Here is a 24576-nt window from a genome sequence, read left to right on the forward strand (position 1 = left end):
GCAACCCGGTTCGTTCCGGACACCTGGCGGCCGCCGCGCCGACACGCGCCGGACCGGCTGCGCACACCGGATCGTCCGGCCTACTAGGGTTGTCAGGTGACCGACGAACCACCCCTGCGCCGTCGGACCGCCGAAAGCCGTACGGGAGAGGTCTCCGCCGATCCGACGTCGGCCCTGCCGGAGCCGGCGGGCGCGGGGACCGAGACCGAGCCGGGCGCGGCCGTCCCTCTGACCGCACCGCGCGAGGGCACGCCCGCCCCGGTGGCCACACCAGCCGAGTTGGACGAGGTCGTGGCCCGCTTCGCGGGCGGCACCGGCCCGGTGGCCCTGGACGCCGAACGCGCCTCCGGCTACCGCTACAGCCAGCGCGCCTACCTGGTGCAGCTGCGCCGCGGCGGCGCCGGCACCGCGCTCATCGACCCGCTGCCGCTGCCCGACCTGTCCACCCTCGACGCGGCGATCGCCGAGACCGAGTGGGTGCTGCACGCGGCGAGCCAGGACCTTGCCTGCCTGGCCGAGCTGGGCCTGCGCCCGCGCCGGCTGTTCGACACCGAACTGGCCGCCCGGCTGGCGGGATTCGAGCGGGTCGGCCTGGCCGCGCTGACCGAACAGCTGCTCGGGTTCAGCCTGGAGAAGCACCACTCCGCCGCGGACTGGTCGAGCCGGCCGCTGCCGGAGTCATGGCTGACGTACGCGGCCCTGGACGTCGAAATGCTGGTGGACCTGCGCGACGCGCTGGACGAGGAGCTGGAGCGGCAGGGCAAGTCCGGCTGGGCCGCGGAGGAGTTCGACGCGCTCGTGCGCAACGGCGCGCGCCCGCCGCGGGTGCGCGCCGAGCCGTGGCGGCGCACCTCCGGCATCCACCGGGTACGCGGCGCGCGCGCCCAGGCCCGGGTGCGTTCCCTCTGGTACGCGCGCGACCAGATCGCCGCCCGCCGGGACGCCGCGCCGGGCCGGGTGCTGCCCGACTCGGCCATCGTGGCCGCCGCCGAGCTGGACCCGAAGGACGAGAAGACGCTGCTCACGCTCCCCGGTTTCGGTGGGCGCTCGGTGCGCCGGCTGGCGCGTACGTGGCTGGCGGCGCTCGACGATGCGCGCCAGTTGCCGGACGACGCGCTGCCGGTGAGCCCGACGGTGGAGGGACCACCGCCGCCGCACCGCTGGGCCGAGCGCGACCCGGTGGCGGCGGGTCGGCTGACCCGGTCCCGGGAGGTGGTGGTCGGCACCGCCGGGGCGCACCGGCTGCCGGCGGAGAACCTGATCGCGCCGGACTCGATCCGCCGGCTGGCGTGGCAGCCACCTGCGGAGATCACCGACGACACGGTGGCGGAGGCGCTGCGTGCCCTCGGCGCCCGCGAGTGGCAGATCGGGCTTCTGCTGCCCGCTCTTACCGAGGCGCTGCGGACCCCCCAGCAGTAACGTCGGTGGCAGGTGTGAGGTGGGCCACGCGAGGGGTGGTGCCACGTTTGGTTACTGGCGAGTAGCATCCGGGGAAATGCCCGTGCCGAGGGAGGCTCCAAGTGCCCCGTGAAGTCCGGGATGTCGTCTTCGTCGACGGCGTCCGTACCCCGTTCGGCAAGGCGGGTGGGATGTACGCCAACACCCGCGCCGACGATCTGGTGATCCGCTGCATCCGCGAGCTGATGCGCCGCAACCCGCAACTGCCGCCGGAGAAGGTGGAGGAGGTGGCGATCGCCGCCACCACCCAGATCGGTGACCAGGGCCTGACCATCGGCCGTACCGCCGCCCTGCTGGCCGGCCTGCCCAAGACCGTGCCCGGCTTCGCCATCGACCGGATGTGCGCCGGCGCGATGACCGCCGTCACCACGGTGGCCAGCGGCATCGCCATGGGCGCGTACGACGTGGCAATCGCCGGCGGCGTCGAGCACATGGGCCGCCACCCGATGGGCGAGGGCGTCGACCCCAACCCGCGCATCGTCGCGGAGAAGCTCGTCGACCCGTCCGCCCTGGTGATGGGCTCCACCGCGGAGAACCTGCACGACCGCGTCCCGCACATCACCAAGGAGCGCACCGACGCGTTCGCGCTGGCGTCGCAGCAGAAGACCGCCAAGGCGTACGCCAACGGCAAGCTCCAGGGTGACCTGGTGCCGGTGGCGACCCGCGACCCGGAGACGGGCTGGGGCCTGGCCACCGTGGACGAGGCGCCCCGCGACACCTCCATGGAGAAGCTGGCGAGCCTGAAGACCCCGTTCCGGCCGCACGGCAAGGTCACCGCCGGTAACGCGGCCGGCCTGAACGACGGCGCCACCGCCGCGCTGCTGGTGGCCGAGGAGACCGCCCGTGAGCTGGGCCTGCCGGTCGGCATGCGCCTGGTGTCGTTCGGCTTCGTCGGCGTCGAGCCCGAGGTGATGGGCGTCGGCCCGATCCCGTCGACCGAGAAGGCGCTGCGCATCGCCGACCTGAGCATCGACGACATCGGCCTGTTCGAGCTGAACGAGGCGTTCGCGGTGCAGGTGCTCGCCTTCCTGGACCACTTCGGCATCGCCGACGACGACCCGCGGGTCAACCAGTGGGGCGGCGCGATCGCCATCGGCCACCCGCTCGCGTCCTCCGGCGTCCGGCTGATGACCCAGCTCGCCCGCCAGTTCGCCGAGCACCCCGAGGTCCGCTACGGCCTCACCGCCATGTGCATCGGCATCGGCATGGGCGGCACCGTGATCTGGGAGAACCCGCACTGGGAGGGCAACAAGTGAGCGCGCTCGCCGCACCGAACGAGGTCGTCACCAAGGCGCTGCTGCGCCAGGTGGCGGTACCCGGGCTGGACCGGCCCGCCGCCCTCATCACGCTCGACAACGGCTTCGACCACACCAAGCCGAACAGCTTCGGCCCGGGCGGTCTGACCAGCCTGGACGAGGCGATCACCGCCGCGCTCGCGGCGGAGCCGGCGTTCATCGCGGTCACCGGCAAGCCGTACATCTTCTGCGTGGGCGCGGACATCACCAGCCTGCCCGCGCTGGAGAACCGGGAGCAGGCGCTGGAGATCGGGCGGCTCGGCCACCGGGTCTTCGCCCGGCTCAAGGACAGCGCCGTCCCCACGTTCGCGTTCGTCAACGGCGCGGCGATGGGCGGCGGCCTGGAGCTGGCGCTGCACTGCCACTACCGGACGCTGTCGGCGGGCGCGGCGGCCCTGGCGCTGCCCGAGGTCTCGCTCGGCCTGATCCCCGGCTGGGGCGGTACGCAGCTGCTGCCGAACCTGATCGGCATCCCGGCCGCCACCCAGGTGATCATCCAGAACCCGCTGATGCAGAACAAGATGCTCAAGCCGAAGCAGGCTGCCGAGATGGGCATCGCGGACGTGCTGCTGGAGCCGGCCGACTTCCTGGAGCGGTCGCTGGAGTGGGCCGCCGGCGTGGTCCGGGGCGAGGTCACGGTGACCCGTCCCGAGGTCGACAAGGACATGTGGGCGGGCGTGCTCTACTTCGCCCGGCAGACCCTGGACCAGCGGCTGCACGGCGCGGTCCCGTCCGCGTACAAGGCGCTGGACCTGCTGGAAACGGCGAAGGACGCCGACTTCGCCACCGGCACCGCGGCGGAGGACGAGGCCCTCGCGGACCTGGTCTTCTCCGAGGAACTGCGCAGCGGCCTGTACGCCTTCGACCTGGTGCAGCGACGGGCCAAGCGCCCGGCCGGCGCGCCGGACAAGGGCCTGGCCCGCCCGGTCACCAAGGTGGGCATCGTCGGCGCCGGCCTGATGGCCAGCCAGCTCGCGCTGCTGTTCGCCCGGCGGCTGCAGGTGCCGGTCGTCATGACCGACCTGGACCAGTCCCGGGTGGACAAGGGTGTCGGCTACGTGCACACCCAGATCGAGAAGGCCGTCAGCAAGGGCCGGATGGACAAGGGCACCGCCGCCAAGCTGTACGGCCTGGTCAGCGGCTCGGTCGACAAGTCCGTGTTCGCCGACGCCGACTTCGTCATCGAGGCCGTGTTCGAGGACCTGGGCGTCAAGAAGCAGGTCTGGGCCGAGCTGGAGAAGATCGTCAAGCCGGAGGCGGTGCTCGCCACCAACACCAGCTCGCTGTCCATCACCGAGATGGCCGCCGAGCTGGAGCACCCGGAGCGGGTGGTCGGCTTCCACTTCTTCAACCCGGTCGCGGTGCTGCCGCTGCTGGAGATCGTCCGCGGCGAGCGGACCGACGACGCCACGCTGGCCACCGCGTTCGCTGTCGGCAAGCAGCTCAAGAAGTCGTCGGTGCTGGTGAAGGACGCCCCGGCGTTCGTGGTGAACCGGCTGCTGACCCGCTTCCTCGGCACCGTGTTCGCGGCCGTCGACCAGGGCACCCCGCTGGACGTGGCGAACAGCGCGCTGGACCCGCTGGGCCTGCCGATGCGTCCGCTGGCGCTGCTGCAGCTCGTCGGCCCGGCCGTGGCGTACCACGTCGGCGGCACCCTGCACGAGGCGTTCCCGGACCGGTTCGGGGTCAGCGAGAACCTCAAGCGGATCGCCGACTCGGGCCAGCCGATCGTGGTCGACGACCAGATCAACGACGAGGTGGCGAAGCTGCTGGTGGTCGGCGACGAGCCGCTCACCGGCGAGCAGGTCCGGCAGAACGCGCTGGACGCGCTGGCGCAGGAGATCCGGCTCATGCTCGACGAGGGCGTCGTCGCCGAGGCGCAGGACATCGACCTGTGCATGATCCTCGGCGCCGGCTGGCCGTTCCACCTGGGCGGCGTGACGCCGTACCTGGACCGGACCGGCACCTCCGAGCGGGTGACCGGCAAGCGGTTCCTGCCACGCGGCGTGGCCAGCCTGCGCTGACCGATTCCGCATCGATCGCGGTGGTCGGGCTGTCCGAGACGGACGGCCCGGCCACCGCGATCGGCGTTCGCGGGGCAGGTCACGGGTCGGACGCGGTTTCGTCACACCGGCCTTTTACGGACAGCGGCATGTCGGTGCTCCTGGCTACGATCACGCCTTCAGTTTTCTCACAGGAGCTGCCCACATGTCCCAGCCGCCGTCCAATCCCTACCCCGGCCACTACCCGCCGCCCCAGCACCAGCCCGGCGGCTTCCAGCCGCCCCAGCAGCCGCAGTACGGCGGTGGCTACCCGCAGGCTCCGCAGCAGCCGCAGTACGGCAACCAGTTCGGCGCGCCGGTCCCGCCGAAGAAGTCCGGCGTCGGCAAGATCCTGCTGATCGTCCTCGCGGTGGTCCTGGTGCTCTGCGTCGGTGGCGGCATCGTCACCTGGATCGCCACCAAGGACACTGTCGGCGAGGTGGTCACCGCCACCAAGACCCGGGTGGTCGAGCCGCAGACGCTCGGCGGCCGGCCGAAGGTCACCGACCCGCAGCTGCAGAGCGCCGCGACGCAGATGAAGGTCTCGCTCAGCAAGGACGTGCCGGAGGCGACGAGCACCGCCGGCGCCTTCTACGGCGACCCGGCGAAGAAGGACCTGGTCATGATCGTCGCCGTGTCCGGCGTCATGGCCGACCCGAAGAAGGAACTGGACGACGCCACCGCGGCGGTCACCCCGGATCTGGCCACCAAGGACTTCAAGACGGTCGACCCCGGTCCGCTGGGCGGCGACGCCAAGTGCTCCGACGGCAAGGCCTCGGGTGAGCAGGTGGCCGTCTGCATCTGGGCCGACCGGGGCAGCCTCGGCATGGTGGTCGTCTACTTCAAGTCCGCGGCCGAGCTCCAGAAGGAGTTCGTCTCCATGCGCGGCGAGATCGAGAAGCAGGGCTGACACCGCTACGCACCGGGCCCCCGCCGTCGCGGCGGGGGCCCGGTGTCGTTTCCGGATCAGGCGGACGCGGCCCGTTCGGCCCAGCTCCGGCAGACGCAGAACTCGTTGCCCTCGGGGTCGGCCAGCACCACCCAGCCGCTCCCGTCCGGCCGGCGCCGGTCGGCCACCAGCGTGGCGCCGAGGTCACGCAGCCGCGCCACCTCCTCGTCCCGGGTGCCCTCGGCCGCGTGCAGGTCGATGTGGAACGCGCCCTTGCCGTGCCGCTCACCCACCCGGACGAACAGCAGGTCGGGGCCGTCGCCGGCGGGCGCGGCGAGGACCGCCTCCGGGTCGTCCGGGTGGTCGTCGTCGGCGAGCTGCCGGTCGAGCACGCGGGCCCACCATCCGGCAAGGGTGTACGGGTCGTCGGACTCGACTGTCACACAATGGAACTGTGCACTCATCGGTGCTTCCTCCTGTGGGGAGCGCGCCCCGGCGGAGTCAGGACGTCAGCGGGGAACGCGGGGCGCGGGACGGTTCACGAAAGACATCGACCACACCCCCTTCCACCTCATCGAGCTGACCGGTTGATCATTCCACCGCCCTCCGGCGCGCACAACCCCGCTCATGCAAGGAAGGGCCCCTTGTTAACAGCGAGGTGTTAACAAGGGGCCCTTCCTTTACCGGAGGCGTTAAGAAGGTGCCCTTCCTTACGGGCCGACGAACACGGCCCTCGCGCGCCAGTCGACGCCGTCGACCGCCGGGCCGCTGCGCACGGTGAACGTCGCGGCCGGCACGCCGTTCACCCAGTCGGTGGCGGCCAGGTCACCGGTGTTGCGGTTGACCTTGTAGAGCGTGCTGCCGGAGACGAAGACCGCTCCAGCGTCGGCGAACCCGCTCGCCCCGGCCACCGTGAACCGGTCGGCGCCGACCACGCCGCTGTCCGGGGTGAACCAGCGCCAGAACAGGCCGTTCTGCCCGTTGAGCGTGTAGTAGAGCCGCCCGCCGGAGAAGAACATGCCGGTCACGTTCGGGATCTCGGCGTAGAAGCCGGTGGTCGCGCCGACGTACGTCTGCCCGGTCGGACCGGAGTTGGTCACCACGGTGTCCCAGTAGGCGTCGTGGTACGGATCCACCAGTTCCGGCGCGCCGAACGTGGTGCCGTTGAACGTGCGCCGCCACAGCGCGCCGTCGGCGCCGTAGAACACCGTCCCGCCGACCCAGAACGCGTTGCGCGCGCCCGCCCAGACGGTGCCGTTCGGGTCGGTCACCGGGTCGGGTGCGCCGACCGCGCTCTGCCCGTCGTACGACCGCACCTGCACCGGCGAGCTGGCCGGAGCGGGCGGGGGCCCGGTCTTGACGATCTCGACCGCGTTGACCAGCGGGTTCTCCCGCACGTGGCGGAACTCCAGGTCGATCGAGCCGTCGCTGACCACCGTGAGCTCCCGCATAGTGCCCACGTTGTGCCCGGCGGCGGCGGACAGGTCGAGGTCGTCGAGGACGACAGCGCCCTCCAGCGCCACGTCGAAGATCCGCGTGCCGGCGTTGGCGGTGCCCGCGTACCGGTTGGCCATGTACAGCCGCACGTGTACCTCGGTGCCGTTGGGCACCGGGAACTGCCAGGTCATCTCCGCACCGCCGGACGGGTCGTACCGCTCGTGGTTGTAGAGCTCGACCGGGGTGCCGGCCGGCACCGTCGAGTCCAGGCTCGCGGCGGTGGTGTAGCTGGAGACGCTGCTGCCGGTGTTGTGGTACGGGCTGGGGCTGGAGCTGGTGTCGGCAGCCCAGTCCGGCCCGCCGTCGGTGGCGGCGACGGACGAGCCGCCGGCGTTCACCCGGTACAGCACGTTCGTCGGCTGCGGCAGGCCCGCCTGGTAGACGTTGCCGGGCAGGGTGGCCGTGGTGGTGGGGTGCACCGCCTTCCCACCGGCCAGCGGGAAGAACGCGATCCGCTCCCGGCGGTACTGGAAGTTGCCGATCCACAGCGTGTCGCCGCCGATCCAGAGCCCGGTCGGCGTGACGAGCATCTCGGAGGCGCCGATGCCGCGCGGGTGGCGGCCGGGGTTCCAGGACAGCGGCAGGCCGTTGGCCGGGTCGAGCGCGGCGATGCTGGCCCGGCCGACCGCGCCGGCCCGGGCGTTGTCGGTGCCGGTGGTGTTGTTGAGCCAGCGGAGGTGGCCGCCGACGTAGACCGCCTCTTCGCTGATGCCGACGGACAGGAACGTGTCGCCGCCGCTGTAGTCGACCCAGGTCGGCTGGAGGTTGGCGCCGGTCGCGCCGGCCTCCCAGCGGGCCGCGGTGTCGCAGAGCGTTCCGCTGTACGGGGCGCCGGTGGTCACCACGACGAAGTAGCTGTTGTCCGGGGAGAACGCGACGTCACGGACGTACGAGTCGAACGACTGCCACTTGCAGCGCGGCGTGTAGCGGGCCGTGTTCCAGTCCGCGACGGTAGCGGCGGTGGCACCCAGGTCGATCTTGACGATCTGGTCGTGCAGCACCCCGTCGGCCTTCTTGAAGTTGCCGATGACGACGAGCTGCGTGCCGTCCGGGGAGACGGCGAGCTTCTCCGCGCCGACGCCGGCCTTGGCACCGCTGACGCCGTCCCAGTTGTGGTTCTCGGTCAGCGTGGTGGTGAGGTAGCTGTCCACCGCGCCGGTGGTGGCGTTGAGCGAGGCCAGCCCGCCGCGGGGGTTGGGGTTGCCGGCCGTGGTGAAGATGCCGCCGACCAGCAGCCGGTTGCCGACCAGGGCGATGTCCTTGATGAGCCCGTTGAACGCGGGCGGCGCGAAGCTGGTGACGACCGCCCCGGTGTTGACGTCGAGCAGGGCCACCTTGCGCCGGGTCACGCCGTTGACGGTGTTGAACTTGCCGGCGACGAAGACCGTGTTCGCCGTGGGCCCGGCCGTGACCGCTGTCACCTCGTTGTCGAGCGTGGGCGCGAACGCGGTGTCCACCGCGCCGGTGGCCTTGTCGAACGCGAGCAGATAGTCGCGGGCGATGTCGACGTCGGAGTTGCGGTTCTGCACGCGGGTGAAGGAGCCGCCCGCGATGATCTTCGTACCGGCGTCGTGGATCGCGTCGACCGAGCCGTCCTGGACGTCGGGCGAGGCGGTGGACGGGACGGTGTGGACCACTTTGTCGTGGCCGGGCGCGGCGGCGGCCGCGGGCGTGGCCGGAGAGAGGCCGACGACGGTGAGGGCGCCGGCGGTGAGGACCGCGAGAAGACGGCGGCGGCGCGGGGCCGAGAGGTGGGTCACTGGCAGCTCCGGTGGGTGAGCAGGGTGAGGCGTCGCTGCGCTTACTCTCCGTTGATCACCGCCCCGGGTCCAGCGTGAGCGGCGCATTCTGCCCGGTCACCGGGCCGTCGGGGCCGACCACCGCCGGGTCCGGCCAGGACAGCCGAGGCCGTCCGCACGAAAAGATGAGGTCGTCTCACCGGCCGGGCAGGTCGGGATGGGCGGTCAGGTGGCCGCGGGCGGGTCGGCCGACGGAAGCGTGACGGTCACCTCCAGGCCGCCGCCGGGCTGGGCGACCGCCTTGACCGTGCCGCCGTGCGCGTCGCAGACGGCCCGCACGATCGACAGGCCGAGCCCGGAGCCGCGAGCACCGGTGCGTTCCTGGCCGCCGCGCCGGAACGGCTCGAACAACCCGGGTACGTCGGCCGGGGCGACCTCGAAGCCGGTGTTCCCCACCACCAGCCAGGACCGCTGTCCGTCGGTGCCGGTGCGCACCCAGATCCGCCCGTGCAGGTGGTTGTAGCGGACCGCGTTCTCCACCAGGTTGCCGGCCAGCCGGTCGAGCAGCCCCGGGTCACCGACCACCGGCGCCGGACGCAGCGACGTGTGCACCTTCAGGCCGATCCGCTCGACCTCCCGGGACACCGCGGAGAGCGCGTTGGCGGTGCCGACGGCGAGGTCCGACTCCGCGCGCCGGGCCAGCCGCCGGCCGGTCTGGGCCTCGCTGCGGGCCAGCACCAGCAGCGCGTCGACCAGGCCGTTGGCCCGCTCCGAGGCGTCCCGTACCACCCCGGCCATGCGGCGGTACTCGGCGAGGTCGGCGTCGTCGTCGCTCAGCGTCACGTCGATTTCGGTACGCATCACCGCGAGCGGCGTGCGCAGCTCGTGCGAGGCGTTCGCGACGAACCGTTTCTGCGCCTCGAACGCGCCGCTGATCCGGTCCAGCATCGCGTCGAACGTCTCGGCCAGCTCGGCCACCTCGTCGTCGGCGCCGGACCAGCCGATCCGCTCGTCGAGCGTGGCCTCGCCGAGCCGGCGCGCGGTGGCGGTCACCTGGTGCAGCGGGCGCAGCGCCCGGCCGGCCACCAGGTACGCCCCGGCCACCCCGACGACGCTGATCGCCACGAGCGCGAGCAGTCCCTTGACCAGCAGTTCCTGTGACGCCGCGTCGACCAGTTGCCGCTGCCACTGCCCGGCGTCGAGGGTGCGGCCGTCGGTGAGCACCACTGTGGTGCCGGGCAGCAGCTCGTCGGTGGGGCGCAGCGCGTCGCGGACCAGCAGCCAGGCCAGCAGCACCAGGATCGCCCCGGCTCCGACCAGCAGGACGCCGTTGAGCAGGGTCAGCCGCAGCCGCAGCGTCGGCCGCACCCGCCGGGTGCCCACGCTCACTGCGTGCGGCCGATCCGGTAGCCCGCCCCGACCACCGTGTCGATGAGCGGCGGATCGCCCAGCTTCTTGCGCAGCGTCATCACGGTGACCCGGACGATCGTCGTGAACGGGTCGGTGTTGGCGTCCCAGACCCGTTCCAGCAACTCCTCGCTGGACACCACCGCGCCGCGTGCCTTGAGTAGTTCGGCGAGCACGCCGAACTCCTTGTTGGTGAGGTCGAGCGGCACACCACCACGGCTGACCACCCGCCGGGCCGGGTCGAGCACCAGGTCGGCCACCTCCAGCACCGGAGGCGCGGCCGGGGTGGCCCGGCGACCCAGCGCCTGCACCCGCGCCACCAGCTCGTCGAACGCGAACGGCTTCGCCAGGTAGTCGTCGGCGCCGAGCTGCAGCCCCTCCACGCGGTCGGCGACGGTGCCGCTCGCGGTGAGCATCAGCACCCGCGTCAGCGTGCCGGAGGCAGCCAGGTCGGCGCAGATCCGGTCGCCGTGCACGCCCGGCAGGTCCCGGTCCAGGATCACCACGTCGTACCGGGTGACGAACGCCGCCTCGTGGCCCGCGTCGCCGTCGTAGGCGACGTCCACCGCCATCCCGCGCTTGCGCAGCCCACGCGCGATCGCGTCGGCGAGGTTGCGCTCGTCCTCGACCACCAGTACCCGCATCCCGGCCCTCCCGCCTCGTGACCTCTGACAACCTAGTGCCGCCGGCCAAGGGGTGTCGCCGGAGGAGCCGGCCCGGCGGCGCAGGCGGCTGCTCCACCCGCGGCCCGCCAGGTCTCCCTGCCCCACTTGCGCCGATCCTCGTGACGCTCCGTCACATTGGCACCGATGCGGCGCTGAGTCACGCACTGTTACTGACGCTCGCCCCTTCAAACGAAGCGACTGTCGAGCCACAAGTCCCTGAACCGCAAAGACGCCAAATCAGCCGCCGGGGCCGCCGATGCCCTTCCGTCGACTTTGCTCTGCAGCCAGATACGCAGACGTTGCCGCGAGTCACTGATGCGTCGGTGGCTGCAGAGCAAAGTCGCCCCGGGGTGGGCCCCGCGAGCTTGCGCACAGTTACCTTCGGTGACAGCGAGACGCATCAGGCGGGCCGTCGGGTCGACACACCCCCCGCCGCGGCCGCCGTGGGTGGCAACCCGGCGCGGCGCCCGGGTCCGCCGGCACCCGCCGCCGTTGCACAAAACCTTCGGGTACGCGATGCTCGGCGGCAATGATCGACAACCGCACGGTCCCCGGACCCGGTCCACGCCGGGCGGCATCCTGATGCCCGGCCGCGACATCGCGTACCGCCGTTTCCGCTTTCCGGCGGACCGGAACGTGGGCCGCGCCGACGGGCTCACCGCCGGGCCGGACGGGCTGGCGCTCGACGGCACGCCCGGCAGCCTGACCCACACCGACCCGCACTCCGGGACCACCGCCGAGTACGCCGCCGGGAGCTGGACGTCCCCGGTGACGCCGCTCGGCTTCGCCGCCGCCGAACTGGTGCCCTCCTGGACCGCGCACACCCCGCCCGGCTGCTGGCTGCGTGTGCAGCTGCGCGGCTGGGCCGGCGACGCGGCTTCCACCGGCTGGTACGAGCTGGGCATCTGGGCCGCCGACGACAGCGCGGTGCACCGGGCGTCCGTACCCGGGCAGGAGGACGACCGGGCGCGGGTGGCCGCCGACACGCTGCGGGTGACCGGCGCGACGGTGACCGGCTGGCAGGTGCGGGTGACGCTGCTGCGTCGCCTCGACGTGGCGGACGGTCCGGTGCTGCGCACGGTCGGCGTGGTCGCCTCCACCGACCCGCCCTACGCCGACATGGGTTCAGCCCTGCCGGGCGGGGCGCGAGGGCGGGTGCTGGACGTGCCGCGGTACGCGCAGCGGCTGCACGCCACCGGGGAGACGCGCTGGGGCGGTGGCGGTGACTCCTGGTGCAGTCCCACCTGCGTGTCGATGGTGCTCGACTTCTGGGGCGCGGGGCCCACCCCGGACCGGTACGCCTGGGTGACGCCGCCCGGCCCGCGTCCGCGCGTGGTGCACGCCGCCCGGCACTGCTACGACCACGCGTACGCGGGGGCGGGCAACTGGCCGTTCAACACCGCGTACGCGGCGACGCACGGGGTGGACGCGTTCGTCACCCGGCTGCGCTCGCTGGCCGAGGCGGAACTGTTCGTGGCCGCCGGCATCCCGCTGATCGTCTCGGCCGCGTTCACCGCCGGGCAGGTGCCGGGGCTGGACTACGACACCCGGGGGCACCTCGTCGTGCTGGCCGGCTTCACCGCCGACGGCGACCCGGTGCTCAACGATCCGTACGCGCCGGACGACGAGCGGGTCCGCCGCACCGTGCCGCGCGCGCCGTTCGAGCACGCCTGGCAGGCGGGCAGCGGCGGCATCGCGTACGTGCTTCGCCCCGAGTCGACGCCACTGCCGCCGCCACCGGCGCAGGCCAACTGGTGATCAGCGGCCGGCCGGCCAGATCGCCATGCCACCGGTCGGACGCAGGCACACCAGCTGCGTACCCGTGTCCGCGCACTCGGACCAGGCGCCGGGCAGGATCCCCCGGATCCGCACCTGCCCGGCCGCCACGTCCAGCGCGCCGACGAGCGTCCGGTTCTCGGTGAGCGTGCGCAGCCCGAGCAGCGGCCCGGACGGGAGGTCGTTGCCGGAGACGCGCCAGCGGCCCAGCCGGGCCAGCACCCGGCCGCTCGGCGGGTCCAGCGCCGACAGTTCCAGTTCCTCCCCGACCCCGCGCTCGGCGGCGATCAGCCGGTCGCCGACCGGTCCCATCCCGAGCCACCGCTCGTCGGTCCAGGCCGGGCGGCCGGTGGCCGGGTCGAGGGCCTGCGCGCCGCCCACCTGGTTGCGCAGGCACACCATCCCGGCGCAGTCGGCGAACCAGAGCCCGGCGCGGGAGCCGACGGGCAGACTCCACCGTTCCTCGAGCCGGTCCAGCCCGTACCCGGTGACCGAGCCCCGGGCGTCCTCGACCAGCAGGAGATCGGCCACCACCTGGGCGTACCGGTAGGCGGCGCGGCCGGCCGCGGGCGCCACCCGGCCGGTGTGCGCGACCGCGCCGGAGTCCGCGTCGTACACGGTCACCCGGCCCTGCGGGGTGACCAGCACGAGCTGCGTCACACCGTGGTCGTCGCGGCGGTACCCCACCTCCTGGCCCGGTACGGGCAGCGTCCATCGCACCGCGCCGGAGGCCGGGTCCACGGCCCGCACGGTGCCCGCGCCGGGCGGGCGGGGGTTCTCCAGCAGCAGGCCGCCGGAGGCGGTCGGGACCGGGTAGCCGGGATGCCGCCAGCGCAGCGTGCCGGTCGCCGGGTCGAGCATCGCCGACACCGAGTCGCCGTCCCCGGCCGGGCTGCTCGTCACCAGCAGTCCCCCGGCCACGATGGTGAGGCCGAGCACGTGGTCGCCGTCGGTCAGCGCGAACCGCCACGCCGGTTCCCCGCCGGGCAGCCGGTACGCGGCGACCACCCGCCCGCCGCGGCCGGTCGCGCCCGGGCCGTCGGCCACCACCACCCGGTCCGGCTGGACCACGAACGCCGCGCCCTGCGGGGCGGGAATCCGGATCGGCACGGGCCGGCGCGGCGGCCCGGCGGCGGCCGTCACCACGAGCAGCACCAGTACGCCGAGCAGCGCCACCCGGGCCGCCGGGCCGGGCGGCCGGCGGGGCGGCGCGGGGGCCGGCTCGTCGGCGGACTCGCCGTGCCGCATCTCCCCCAGTTCGATCACCGGGCTCACGGCAGCCGCCGCACCAGGAGGTCGCCGCCGGGCCTGCGGCAGACCAGCAGCGTCGCGCCGGTCGTGCAGTCGGTGCCGGTGATCACTCCCCTGATCGAGGGCGGGTCGCCGGACAGGTCCATCTCGGCCAGGAGTTGCCGGCCGCCGCCCAGCGGCCGGGTGGCCAGCAGCGGGCCGCCGGACTCGTGCTGCGGGGCCAGGGTCCAGCCGCCCAGCTCGGCGATCAGGTGCCCGTCGGTCTGGCCGAGCACCGCCAGGCCGCCGGTGCCGGGGGCGGTGTCGCCGACGAGCAGCCGGTCGTCGCGCGCCGCCACGACGCCCGCCCACCGGTCCACGCTCCAGCGCACGACGCCGGTCGCCGGGTCGAGCGCTGTCATCCCGTCGCCCGGCCGGGCGACACAGAGCAGGGCGCCGCAGCTGTCGACGTAGTCGACGAGCTCCTGTTCGGCGGTCCAGCGCGGTCGCAGCGTGTCCAGGTCGTACGCCTCGATGATCCCGCCGGCGTCGCGGATCTCCAGCAGCAGCCCGGCCACTGTCAGCACGTGGCGCGGGGCGGGCGGTCGCACCGGGTGCAGGTCCCGGGCCGCGACCCGCGCGCCGGTGCGCGCGTCCACGACCACCGTCTGCCCGGTCACCGGGGACAACACCATGCGTTCCGTCCCGGAGCCGTAATCGAACCCCAGCATGCCCGTCGAGGGCAGCGTCCACATCGTACTTCCGTCGGCCGGGTCGACCCGGGTGATCGACGGGCTGGGATCGGACGCGGCGGACTGCGACAGCAGCACCCGGCCGATCGCGAACGCGACGCCGCGCCGGCGCCAGACGTCAGCGCCGGTGGCCGCGTCGTACGTCACCGTCTCCCAGTCCTCGTCGTTGCCGGCCGGGCCGGCCACCATCACCCGGCCGTCCTGCTCCCACACCGACACGGCGGTGCCGATGCCGGGCAGCGGACTGCGCCACAGTTCCCGTCCTTCGCGGTAGGCGACGATCTCCCGCCCGTCACCGCGGTTCGGCCGCACCACGTACACCACGTCGCCGGAGACGAACACGGCCGAGCCCAGGCCGCCGGGCAGCGTCCACTCCGCCGGGCCGCGCGGCGGCGCGGCGGCGGTGAGCGTGAGCAGCGCCAGCAGCAGGAGCGCCAGGGTGCGGGCCGGCCGGCCGACGCTGCGCGGCGGGCGGGGGGTCGCCGGGGGCGGAGCGTCGTGACGCAACTCCCCCAGATCGATGACGGTCACGACCATCCTCTCCCGCGCGCCGGGCCGCCGTCCGGCCGTGACCGGCATTGCCACAATCCGCCTGTACGATGGCGCGTCGTGGCCGTGCCCGTGGTGGACCCCTCGTTGAACCCCTCGTCCGTCGAGGCGGACGCCGTCGTGGCCGATCCGCCGCGCCGTGCCCGTCGCCGGCCGGCCCGCGCCGATCTGCTGGCCATCGGAGCCTATGTGCTGCTCGGCGTTCTCGTCTGCCTCAACTACTGGGGCGACGTGGAGCACCGGGTCTCCTCGCACCTGCCTACCGACCACAGCTGGTTCGAGTGGCTGTTCGCGCACGGCGCGTACTCGGTGCAGCACCTGGAGAACCCGCTGTTCACCACCCGGCAGAACGCGCCGGACGGGGTGAACATGATGGCGAACACCTCGCTGCTCGGGGTGACGCTGCCGCTTGCGCCGCTGACGCTGCTGCTCGGCCCGCAGGTGATGTACGCGCTCTACCTGGGCGCGGCGCTGTCCGCGACCGCCGCCACGTCGTACTGGGTGCTGTCGCGGCACCTGGTCCGGTCGCGGGCCGCCGCGTTCGCCGGTGGCGCGTTCCTCGGCTTCGCACCGGGCATCGTCCATCACGCCAACGGACAGCCCAACTTCGTGTCGAACTTCCTGCTGCCGCTGATCGTGGCGCGGGTGCTGCGGCTGGGCGAGCCGGGACGGTGGCGGCGCAACGGGCTGGCGCTCGGGCTGCTGGTGGCGTACCAGGTCTTCATCAACGAGGAGATGCTGCTGCTCACCGCGCTGGCCTGTTTGGTCGTCGTGGTGGCGTACGCGGTGCAGCGGCCCCGCGCGGCCCGCGAGCGGGCCGGGTCGTTCCTCGCCGCGCTCGGCCTCGGCGGCGGGCTGGCGCTGCTGCTGACCGCGTACCCGATCTGGTTCCAGTTCAACGGGCCGCAGTCCTACCGGGGGTTGCAGGGTGGCGTCTTCCACAACTGGGGCGAGGACCTGGTGGCCTTCGTCACGTTCGCCCGGGACACGATCGCCGGTGACGAGGCGGTGGAGAAGACCATCGGGCTGACCGAGCAGAACACCTGGTTCGGCTGGCCGCTGGTGCTGGTGGCGCTGGGCGCGCTGGTGCTGCTGGTCCGCCGGTCGGTGGCGGCCCGGATCCTGGCCGTGCTGGTGGTCGTCTTCACGATCGCCTCGATCGGCCCGGTGGTGCGGTTCAACGGCGCGGAGACCGACATCGACGGTCCGTGGGCCTACATCCCGGACGACCTGCCGCTGGTCGAGATGATGATGCCGACCCGGTTGAGCCTGATCGTGGTGGCCGCCGTGGGAGTGCTGCTCGCCCTGGCGTGGGACACGCTGGCCGGCGCCGGCCGTCCGCCGGTGCCCGCCCCCCGCGCCGCCGCCGACGACAGCACGGACGACGACGGCGACGGGACGGCCGCGCGCGACACGCGCCGCCGGGTGCTGCGGCTGGCCGGGTACGCCGCGATCGTGGCCGCCCTGGTGCCGCTGATCCCGCGCCCGCTGCCGGCGCAGGACATCGACCCGCCGCCGCGTTTCATCACCGCCGGTGGCTGGCGGCCGTACGTGCCGGAGGGCCGCACGCTGGTGCCGGTGCCGATCCCGAGCAACGTGCACGGGCTGCACACGCTGCGCTGGAGCGCGCTGACCGGGCACGAGTTCCCGATCCCGGGTGGCTACTTCATCGGCCCGAACGAGCGCGGCGAGGGCGTCTTCGGCGCGCCGAACCGCCCCACCAGCACGCTCATCTACTCCACGATGGACAAGAACGTCGTGCCGGAGATCACCGAGGAGAACCGTCGCCAGGCCGTGGACGACCTGCGCTTCTGGCGGGCGTCGGTGGTGGTGCTCGGGTCCGGGCCGCGCGAGGCGGTGCTGCGCGACCTGATGGCCGAGCTGCTCGGCCCGCCGCAGCGGGTGGACGACGTGTGGCTCTGGGACGTGCGCGACCGGGTCTGAGGCGGCGTGCCGCTCAGCCGGCGAGCGCCCGGACGTCCCACAGATGCCCGCCGGGCACGTCCCGGCCGGGACCGACCAACGCGTCCAGCGTGGCGCGTACCGGGTCGGCCGGCGTCGAGTCGGCCTGCACCAGCGCCGCCGCCCGCCAGTGCCGCAGATCAGCGACCGCCTGCCGGCGTTCCGCGTCGCCGACCGGCGGCACCTGACCGGTCTCGGCGGCCCGGCGCAGCAGCAGCGACGTGGGCCGGTCCGGCGCGCCCCAGCGGGCGGCCGGGTCGTCCGCGGAGCGCGGGCCGATGAAGTAGCCGCCCGGCGCGTCGAACGCCAGCGCGGTGCGCGCCGACCAGAACATGGCCGGGCTGACCGCCGCCCCGGTCACCGGCGGCACCGGAACCAGCGTGCGGCCCTCCGGCACGTACGCCTGCCAGCCGCCGCCGGACACGACGGCCGGGACCGGCGCGACCGGCACCGTGCGGATCGGGGTCGGCGCCAGCGGCAGCAGCGCGGCGGCGACCGCGCCGGCCCACGGCGCCCAGGTGCGGACGGCGCCGCGCCGGACCCGGTCGACTGCCAGCGCCAGCAGCACCCCGAGCACCGGTACGCAGACCAGCGCGAAACGCGCCGGCACCACCAGGTCCAGCAGCGGCACCCCGGCGAGCAGGCGGTACGGGCCGGGCAGCCCGGTGTCGTCGCGGTTCACCACCACCGAGGCGCCGAGCGACAGCGCCGCGAACAGCAGGCCGCACGCGGCGAGCGCGCGCACCAGCGGCCGCCGCCACAGCCGCACCACCACGAGCAGCGCCAGCAGCGGCAGGAACGGGCCGAAGAACGAGTTCTGCTCGGTCGGGTTCGGCGACAGCAGCCCGGCGCGGCGGGCGTCCCCGGCGACGGTCTGCCGCGCGGAGGCGACGAACGAGACCACGTCCAGCCGGTAGCCCTCGGTGTGGAACGGCATCCCCCGGTAGTGGCCCGGCCCGGCGAACTGGAACCACAGCGGGTACGCCAGCAGCACGCCCGCCACCAGCGCGCCGACGCCCAGCCGGCGGGCCACCACCGGCGTCAGCCGACGCGCGGCGGCCCGGTCGGCGAGCGCGTACGCCCCGGCCAGCACCCCGGCGGCCAGCGCCAGGAAGACGAGCACCTCCTCGCCGAGGAACACCTGGTACGCGACGGCCAGCCCGAGCAGCACGCCGTCGCGGCGTACCCGGTCGGTGGCCGGCCGGAACACCAGCGCGAGGATCACCGGCACCAGGAACTGGGCGGCCATGTGCAGGTGGGCGCCGGCCTGCGCCACCATGCCCGGGGCGAAGCCGCAGACCAGGCCGCCCACCGCGGCGGCGGCCCGGGAGCGGACCAGCCGGCGGGCGAGCAGCGCGTACCAGGCGGTGGCGGTGCCGGCGAGGCTGATCGTCACGGCCACGAGGAACGCCGCCTGGGAGCCGAACGCCACGGTGACCGGGGTGAGCGGCACGCCCAGCCCGAGCACCGACGTGTTCGCCATCAGGTTCACAGCGTCCGGGGCGTTCAGCGCGGCGCTGTGGAGCGGGTTCTCGCCGCCGGTCACCGCGCGGGCGGCCCGGGCCAGCATCCACTCGAACAGGATCTGGTCGCCGGCCTGGTGGAACAGCCGTTCCGGGCGGCGCCACTGGTCGCTGGTGAGCAGCACCGCGAGAGCGAGGTAGCCGGCCACCACCAGCGCGTCGACCGGCCGGGGCCGGCGGCGGGGCGCGGGCGCGGGCCGCTCCGGGCGGGTCAGGCGGGCCGGCTGGTCAGTTTCCGCACGTCCCACAGCCACACGTCCAGCTCCTGCCGCCCGGGCCCGACCAGTTGCTCCACCGTGCGGCGCAGCGGCTCGGCGTTCTGCTCGGCCAGCGGCAGCACCACCACCGCCGCGTTCCAGTGCCGCAACTCGTCCAGATAGCGGCGGCGCTGCCGGTCGTCCAGCTTCGGCGTACGGCCGGTGGACGACACCTCCCGCAGCATGTCGCCGATGCCGCTGGGCCGCCCGCCGAAGCGTCCCGGGTCACCGGTGACGCCGTTGCGCGGCGCGAGGAAGTAGCCGCCGGGAATCTTGAAGTCGAGGTTCGTGCTCGCCGCCCAGCGCATTGGGTCGGTGTTGCCCATCGCCGGCACCGGCACGGACACGAGCGTCTGGTCCGGCCCGACGTACTGCCGCCACCGGTCGGCGGTGATGAACTCCGGCACCGGCTCGCGGGTGGTGACCCGCAACGGCATCGGCGCGATCGGCAGCAGCGCGAAGACCAGGCCGGCGGCGGTGAGCTTGCGGGCGGTCCGCCGGTCCACGCCCCGCAGCGCCCAGGCGCGCCGCACCGCGTACGCGAGCAGGATCGCCACCGTCACGCTGGTGATCAGGCCGAAGCGGGTGGGCACCACGGCGTCCAGCAGCGGCAGCCGCACCAGGAACTCCCACGGCCCGGTGACGAGTTCCCGGTCCCACCAGGAGATCCGCTCGCCGAGGGAGAGCACGGCGAAGAACAGCCCGGTCGCGGCCAGCGCCCGGACGATCACGTCGCGCCGCAGCCAGATCACGATGCCCACGGCAAGCAGCGACAGGCTCCAGCCGAAGAACGCGTTCTCCTCCGAGTAGTTCGGGGCGAGGTTGACGTTGGCGCGCTCGTTGCCGCCGAACGTGGGCGAGCCGGGGGCGAAGTACGCGGCGACGTCGTTGCCGTAGTCGCGTACCGCGTCGCTGAGCCCGTGGTACGCCATCGGGCCGGCGAACTGCACATACAGCGGGTACGCCAGCAGCGCGCCGGCCAGCGCCGCGCAGACCGCCAGCCCGGCGCCGAGCGGTCGCCACGCGACGGTCCACCGCTCGCGCTGCTGCACCACCACGGCGATCAGGAACACGCCCAGCGCGAGGGCGGTGAAGAGCAGGATCTCCTCGTTGATGAACGCCTGCGCGGTGACCAGCAGCGCCAGCAGCACGCCGTCGCGCACCGGCCGGGTCGAGCGGGTCAGCACCAGCACCCGCCACACGATGAACGGCAGCAGGAACTGGCTGATGATGTTCGGGTGCCAGTTGGCGTGCGACAGCATGGCCGGCGAGAACCCGCAGAACCAGGCCGCCACGGCGGCGGCCGGGCGGTGCCGGATCAGGTGCCGGGAGAGCACCCGGTACCAGGCGGCGGCGGTGCCGGCCAGGCCGAGCGTGACCAGCGTGACGAAGGAGACCGCCGGTCCGAACAGGAGGGTCACCGGCACCATCGGGATGCCGAGCGCCAGGATGGCGGTGTTCGCCATCAGGTTGACGCCGTCGGGGTAGTTGAACTGCTCGGTGAAGAACGGGAACTCGCCGTGCAGCACCACCCGTACCGAGTGGGCCAGGAAGAACTGCACCTGCGCCGGGTCGCTGCTGTAGAGCGCGGCCACCCGCCCGGCCGGGTCGGCCCAGATGCCGCTGGTCACCCAGATCGCGGCGAGCAGGAATGCGCCGTACACCGTGAGGTCGATCCGGCGGCGGGTCCACCGCCACCGGCGCACGCGCCGCGCGCCCGGCGTGGCCGGCGCCTCGGGCTCGGCCGGCGCTTCCGGAGGTGTCGTGGTCGCCGGCTCCGGCTCGGCGACGGTGACCAATGGTGGGTCCAGGGTGACGGAGCGGTGGCCCGTCGGGGCGGCGGCGTCCGGCGTCGAGGCGCCGCGGGTCTCGGCAGGCGTCACAATCGGCGGAGTCTACCGGAGCCGGATATTGATACCCGAATCGCCCGTCACGTTCCGCAGTGGTCACCTGGCCGAAAGGGTGAGCCGGGCGCGTCCGGGCGACGGGCCGTCTCGTACCATGTGGGCTTCCGACCGACGACCGGCGAGGGGATCAGGGTGCTTTCAGCCCGCCGAGGCGCTACGACGGGCACCGCGCTGGCAGCTCTGCTGCTGGTCACGGCGGGTTGCGGACCGATCTCGGACCGGAAGCCGGCGGATCTGCGGGTCGGCTACGACAGCCTGGACGGCTCCCTCGCGGTGTGGCCGCCGCGCGGCAGCCTGGCCGGGGACGCCGCGGCGACCGCCGCGATCACCACAGCGGTACGCGAGTGGCGCTCCCCGGTGGACGATCGGGCGCACGTGCCCACCTCCGGCATCCTCTTCTCCGGTCAGGTGGCCGGCTCCGCGCTGGCGCTGGTCGCCGCCGACGTTCCCGGTGACGCCGCCTCCTGGCTGCTGCAACTCGACCGGGACGGGCAGCGCTGGCGGGTCGTCCAGGCGACCGAGTACACGGATCCCGGTTACCTGGTCTACTCCGACGTGCTGCCGGTGCGCGACCCGGACGGCCGCCGCTATCTCACCTCGGCCCGCGTCGAGCGCCTGCTCGGCCCCGACGGCAAGGCCGTCCCGAGCACCGACGGCGTCACCGAGCCGATCCGCGTACCGGCCTGCCAGGCCGTCGAGCTGACCGCGGCCCTGCGGCCCACGGCGTCGCTGCCGCGCGGCAAGGCCACGGACCGCGTCCTCGACCTGGGTACGGCCACCGAAGCGCCCCGCTACCCCCTGGTACGCGACGAGACGGGCGCCGGGAAGCGCGCGCTGACCGGGCTGGACACCTGCGTGCTGGCGGGTGAGCGGGGCCCGTTCGGCAGTGTGCCGCGCCGCATCGGCGACCGCGAGGCGCCCAGCTCCGCGCCGGAGTCCTGGCCGATGGCGAAGATCGCGACCCGTTCGCTCGGTTCGGTGGCGCTCGGCGACGGGGAGCCGGGCGAGCTGGAGCAGTTGAGCTGGGACAGCGCGAGCGGCACGATGACCGCCGTGGTCTACCGGCCCGCGGACGGCGGCACGCCGGTGGTGTCCCCCGCCGACCGGTCCACCACGCTGCAGGCGTACCACCTGCCGATGCCCGGCCGTCCGCTGGCGGTGCTGAGCTGGCGTACGCGCGACGTCTCGTTCTCCGCCCCGCCGGGCACCACTCGCCTGGTGGACCGTCCCGGCCTGGTGGTCGTGGAGCACACCGACCAGAGGCAGACGTTCAGCCTGGCCGACACCGAAAAAACGTGGTACCGCTCCCTCCCCACCCCGTAACCCGGCTCTCCCTCCCGCCCGCCCGCCCCCCGCCCGCCCTTGCCCCCGTCGATCATGAACTTGGCTGCGACAAACCGGACACCCATCCCCGCCAACCTCATGATCACCCCGCCCTCGCGGTGATCAAGGAGTTTGTGTCCCCGGGCAGCCCTTCACGCCCGCAAACTCCTTGGTCAACATGACGAGGCGGCGCAGGGCGGGCCTCGACTCGGCGATCTTGCGGTTGCGGCCCTCCCTTATCGGGCGAAGCCGACATCAGGAGGGCCGCAAGTGCAAGATCAACGCGCTGACCGGGCGGGACCGCGGCGGGCGGGGAGCGGGGTCAGCTCTGGGCTCGGGCTCCGTTTGCGGCGGGGTCCACCGGGGCGGCGTCCAGGCCGGAGATCCAGCCGGTGACGTCGCGCGCCACGTCCTGCGCGGTCAGCCGCAGGTCGGCCAGGATCTGGGCGCGGCTGCCGTGCGGGTGCCAGTCGGCCGGTACGCCCATGTCCTTGACCGGCACCCGGACGTCCGCGTCGCGCATCGCCTGCGCCAGCGCGGAGCCGACGCCGCCGATGCGCACGCCGTCCTCCACGGTGACCACGAGCCGGTGCCCGGCGGCCAGCTCGACCAGTTCGGCCGGCACCGGGCGGACCCAGCGCGGGTCGACCACGGTGACGCCGTACCCCTGCTCGGCGACGCGGGCGGCGACCTCCACGCCGAGGCCGGCGAAGGAGCCGACCGCGACAAGCAGCACGTCGGTACGCGCCGACTCGGCCAGAACGTCGACCGGGCCGACCCGGCGTACGGCCGGCAGGTCGGCGGCGACGGTGCCGGTCGGGAAGCGCAGGATGGTCGGGCCGTCGTCCACGGCGACCGCCTCGCGCAGCTCCTCGCGCAGCGTGGCCGAGTCGCGGGGCGCGGCGATCCGCAGGCCGGGCACCACGCCGAAGACGGACATGTCCCAGATGCCGTAGTGGCTGGGCCCGTCCGGGCCGGTGATGCCGGCGCGGTCCAGCACGAACGTGACGGGCAGCTTGTGCATGGCCACGTCCAGCAGGACCTGGTCGAACGCGCGGTTGAGGAACGTGGCGTAGACCGCCACCACCGGGTGCAGCCCGCCCATGGCCAGGCCGGCGGCGGAGGTGGCCGCGTGCTGCTCGGCGATGCCCACGTCGTACACCCGCTCCGGGTACTTGCGGGCCAGCGTGGCGATGCCGGTGGGCTCGGCCATGGCGGCGGTGATGCCGACCACGTCGGGGCGCTCGTCGGCGATCGCGACCAGCTCGTCGGCGAAGACGTTCGTCCACTTCACCGACGGCACGGCGAGCAGCTTGCCGGTCTCGGCGTCGAACGCGCCGGGGCCGTGCAGGCAGTCGGCCTCGTCGTCCTCGGCGGGACGGTAGCCGTAGCCCTTGCGGGTGACGGCGTGCACGATCACCGGGCCGCCGAAGTTCTTGGCTGCGCGCAGCGCGGCCTCGACCGCCGGGACGTCGTGGCCGTCGACCGGGCCGACGTACTTGATGCCGAGGTCCTCGAACATGGCCTGCGGGGCGACCGCGTCCTTGATGCCCTTCTTGACCGCGTGCAGCACCTCGTACATCGGCTTGCCGACGAACGGGGTGTTGCCGAGCGCGTCCTTGACGGTGTCGAGCACCTTCTCGTAGCCGGGGTTGAGCCGCAGCGACGACAGGTGGTCGGCGAGGCCGCCGATGGTCGGCGAGTAGGACCGGCCGTTGTCGTTGACCACGATCACCAGCGGGTTGCCGGCGGTCGCGATGTTGTTCAGCGCCTCCCAGCACATGCCGCCGGTGAGCGCGCCGTCGCCGACCACCGCCACCACCGAGCGCTTCTCGCCGCGCAGCGCGTACGCCTTGGCGAGGCCGTCGGCGTACGACAGGGCGGTGGAGGCGTGCGAGTTCTCGATCAGGTCGTGCTCGCTCTCCGCCTGGCTGGGGTAGCCGGAGAGGCCACCGCGCTGGCGGAGCTTGTCGAAGCCCTCCTGCCGGCCGGTGAGGATCTTGTGTACGTACGCCTGGTGGCCGGTGTCGAAGAGGAGCCGGTCGCGGGGGGAGTCGAAGACCCGGTGCATGGCGAGGGTCAGCTCGACCACACCCAGGTTGGGGCCGACGTGGCCGCCGGTGCGGGAGACCTTGGCGATCAGGAAGTCACGGATCTCGGCGGCGAGGATGTCCAGCTGCTCGGCGGTCATCCGCTTGACGTCCTGCGGGCCGCGGACGGTGCCCAGCAGCCGACCGTGGTTGGCCGTGCCCTCTTCAACACTCATGACCGGAGAGTCTATCGGCCGTGCGACAGTCCGCAGCCT

General features: G+C 73.5%; 15 protein-coding genes and 1 pseudogene. 7 read left to right on the forward strand and 9 right to left on the reverse strand.

Going from position 1 to position 24576, the window contains the following annotated elements; translation table 11 throughout:
* Positions 1–96: 96 nt before the first annotated feature.
* The 4 genes from AMK25_RS21285 (at position 97) to AMK25_RS21300 (ending at position 5705) form a co-directional block, all read left to right on the forward strand.
* Complete coding sequence (locus tag AMK25_RS21285) at positions 97–1419, forward strand: ribonuclease D (protein WP_073830160.1); 1323 nt, start codon at positions 97–99, stop codon at positions 1417–1419.
* A 101-nt stretch (positions 1420–1520) separates the two neighbouring features.
* Positions 1521–2714 (forward strand): thiolase family protein, encoded by a 1194-nt coding sequence (locus AMK25_RS21290; RefSeq protein WP_073830161.1) that lies wholly within the window; start codon positions 1521–1523, stop codon positions 2712–2714.
* Positions 2711–4777 (forward strand): 3-hydroxyacyl-CoA dehydrogenase NAD-binding domain-containing protein, encoded by a 2067-nt coding sequence (locus tag AMK25_RS21295; protein ID WP_073830162.1) that lies wholly within the window; start codon positions 2711–2713, stop codon positions 4775–4777. The genes AMK25_RS21290 and AMK25_RS21295 overlap by 4 nt, the downstream gene beginning before the upstream one ends.
* A 184-nt stretch (positions 4778–4961) precedes the next feature.
* Complete coding sequence (locus AMK25_RS21300; RefSeq protein WP_073830163.1) at positions 4962–5705, forward strand: hypothetical protein; 744 nt, start codon at positions 4962–4964, stop codon at positions 5703–5705.
* Between the two features lie 56 nt (positions 5706–5761).
* Here AMK25_RS21300 and AMK25_RS21305 read toward each other — a convergent pair whose 3' ends face one another.
* The 4 genes from AMK25_RS21305 to AMK25_RS21320 all read right to left on the reverse strand — a co-directional run bounded on the left by AMK25_RS21305 (position 5762) and on the right by AMK25_RS21320 (position 10971).
* Positions 5762–6148 (reverse strand): VOC family protein, encoded by a 387-nt coding sequence (locus AMK25_RS21305; RefSeq protein ID WP_073830164.1) that lies wholly within the window; start codon positions 6146–6148, stop codon positions 5762–5764.
* Positions 6149–6394: 246 nt separating this feature from the next.
* Positions 6395–8941 (reverse strand): malectin domain-containing carbohydrate-binding protein, encoded by a 2547-nt coding sequence (locus AMK25_RS21310; RefSeq protein WP_073830165.1) that lies wholly within the window; start codon positions 8939–8941, stop codon positions 6395–6397.
* 204 nt (positions 8942–9145) lie between these two features.
* On the reverse strand, positions 9146–10303 hold the full coding sequence (locus AMK25_RS21315; protein ID WP_176722869.1) for a sensor histidine kinase: 1158 nt from the start codon (positions 10301–10303) through the stop codon (positions 9146–9148).
* A gap of 2 nt (positions 10304–10305) precedes the next feature.
* Positions 10306–10971, reverse strand: coding sequence for a response regulator transcription factor (locus AMK25_RS21320; RefSeq protein WP_073830166.1), 666 nt, complete (start codon positions 10969–10971; stop codon positions 10306–10308).
* Between the two features lie 513 nt (positions 10972–11484).
* Between AMK25_RS21320 and AMK25_RS21325 the strand changes: the two genes are divergently transcribed.
* Entirely contained in the window at positions 11485–12750 is a 1266-nt protein-coding gene (locus tag AMK25_RS21325; protein ID WP_241826437.1) for a peptidase C39 family protein, read from the forward strand.
* Here the strand turns inward: AMK25_RS21325 and AMK25_RS21330 are convergent, their stop codons facing one another.
* Entirely contained in the window at positions 12751–14043 is a 1293-nt protein-coding gene (locus tag AMK25_RS21330) for an outer membrane protein assembly factor BamB family protein (protein ID WP_073830168.1), read from the reverse strand.
* Positions 14040–15281: an outer membrane protein assembly factor BamB family protein gene (locus AMK25_RS21335; protein ID WP_073830480.1), complete on the reverse strand. Its 1242-nt coding sequence runs from the start codon at positions 15279–15281 to the stop codon at positions 14040–14042. The genes AMK25_RS21330 and AMK25_RS21335 overlap by 4 nt, the downstream gene beginning before the upstream one ends.
* 93 nt (positions 15282–15374) lie before the next feature.
* Here AMK25_RS21335 and AMK25_RS21340 point away from each other — a divergent pair, with 93 nt between their 5' ends.
* Positions 15375–17243 (forward strand): hypothetical protein, encoded by a 1869-nt coding sequence (locus AMK25_RS21340; protein WP_198937641.1) that lies wholly within the window; start codon positions 15375–15377, stop codon positions 17241–17243.
* Positions 17244–17256: 13 nt separating this feature from the next.
* On the opposite strand, the gene AMK25_RS21345 is transcribed toward AMK25_RS21340, so the two are convergent.
* Entirely contained in the window at positions 17257–19038 is a 1782-nt protein-coding gene (locus tag AMK25_RS21345) for a hypothetical protein (protein WP_073830170.1), read from the reverse strand.
* Positions 18996–20840 (reverse strand): hypothetical protein, encoded by a 1845-nt coding sequence (locus AMK25_RS21350; protein ID WP_443189923.1) that lies wholly within the window; start codon positions 20838–20840, stop codon positions 18996–18998. Before AMK25_RS21350 ends, AMK25_RS21345 begins: the two co-directional genes overlap by 43 nt.
* A gap of 240 nt (positions 20841–21080) precedes the next feature.
* On the opposite strand from AMK25_RS21350, the gene AMK25_RS21355 reads away from it, so the two are divergent.
* Positions 21081–22271 carry a hypothetical protein gene (locus AMK25_RS21355; RefSeq protein ID WP_073830481.1) on the forward strand — a complete coding sequence of 397 codons (1191 nt, stop codon included), beginning with the start codon at positions 21081–21083 and terminating at the stop codon, positions 22269–22271.
* Positions 22272–22526: 255 nt separating this feature from the next.
* On the opposite strand, the pseudogene dxs reads toward AMK25_RS21355, so the two are convergent.
* Positions 22527–24537, reverse strand: a pseudogene (dxs, locus tag AMK25_RS21360) (1-deoxy-D-xylulose-5-phosphate synthase).
* Positions 24538–24576: the final 39 nt, after the last annotated feature.

The sequence above is a fragment of the Micromonospora sp. TSRI0369 genome (assembly GCF_001905625.1).
Lineage (GTDB): Bacteria > Actinomycetota > Actinomycetes > Mycobacteriales > Micromonosporaceae > Micromonospora > Micromonospora echinospora_A.

What these genes read in the sequence shown, in the direction of transcription:
- AMK25_RS21320 (WP_073830166.1), bottom strand. Translation starts at nt 10,971, where the DNA reads ATGCGGGTACTGGTGGTCGAGGACGAGCGCAACCTCGCCGACGCGATC.
- AMK25_RS21305 (WP_073830164.1), bottom strand. Translation starts at nt 6,148, where the DNA reads ATGAGTGCACAGTTCCATTGTGTGACAGTCGAGTCCGACGACCCGTAC.
- AMK25_RS21300 (WP_073830163.1), top strand. Translation starts at nt 4,962, where the DNA reads ATGTCCCAGCCGCCGTCCAATCCCTACCCCGGCCACTACCCGCCGCCC.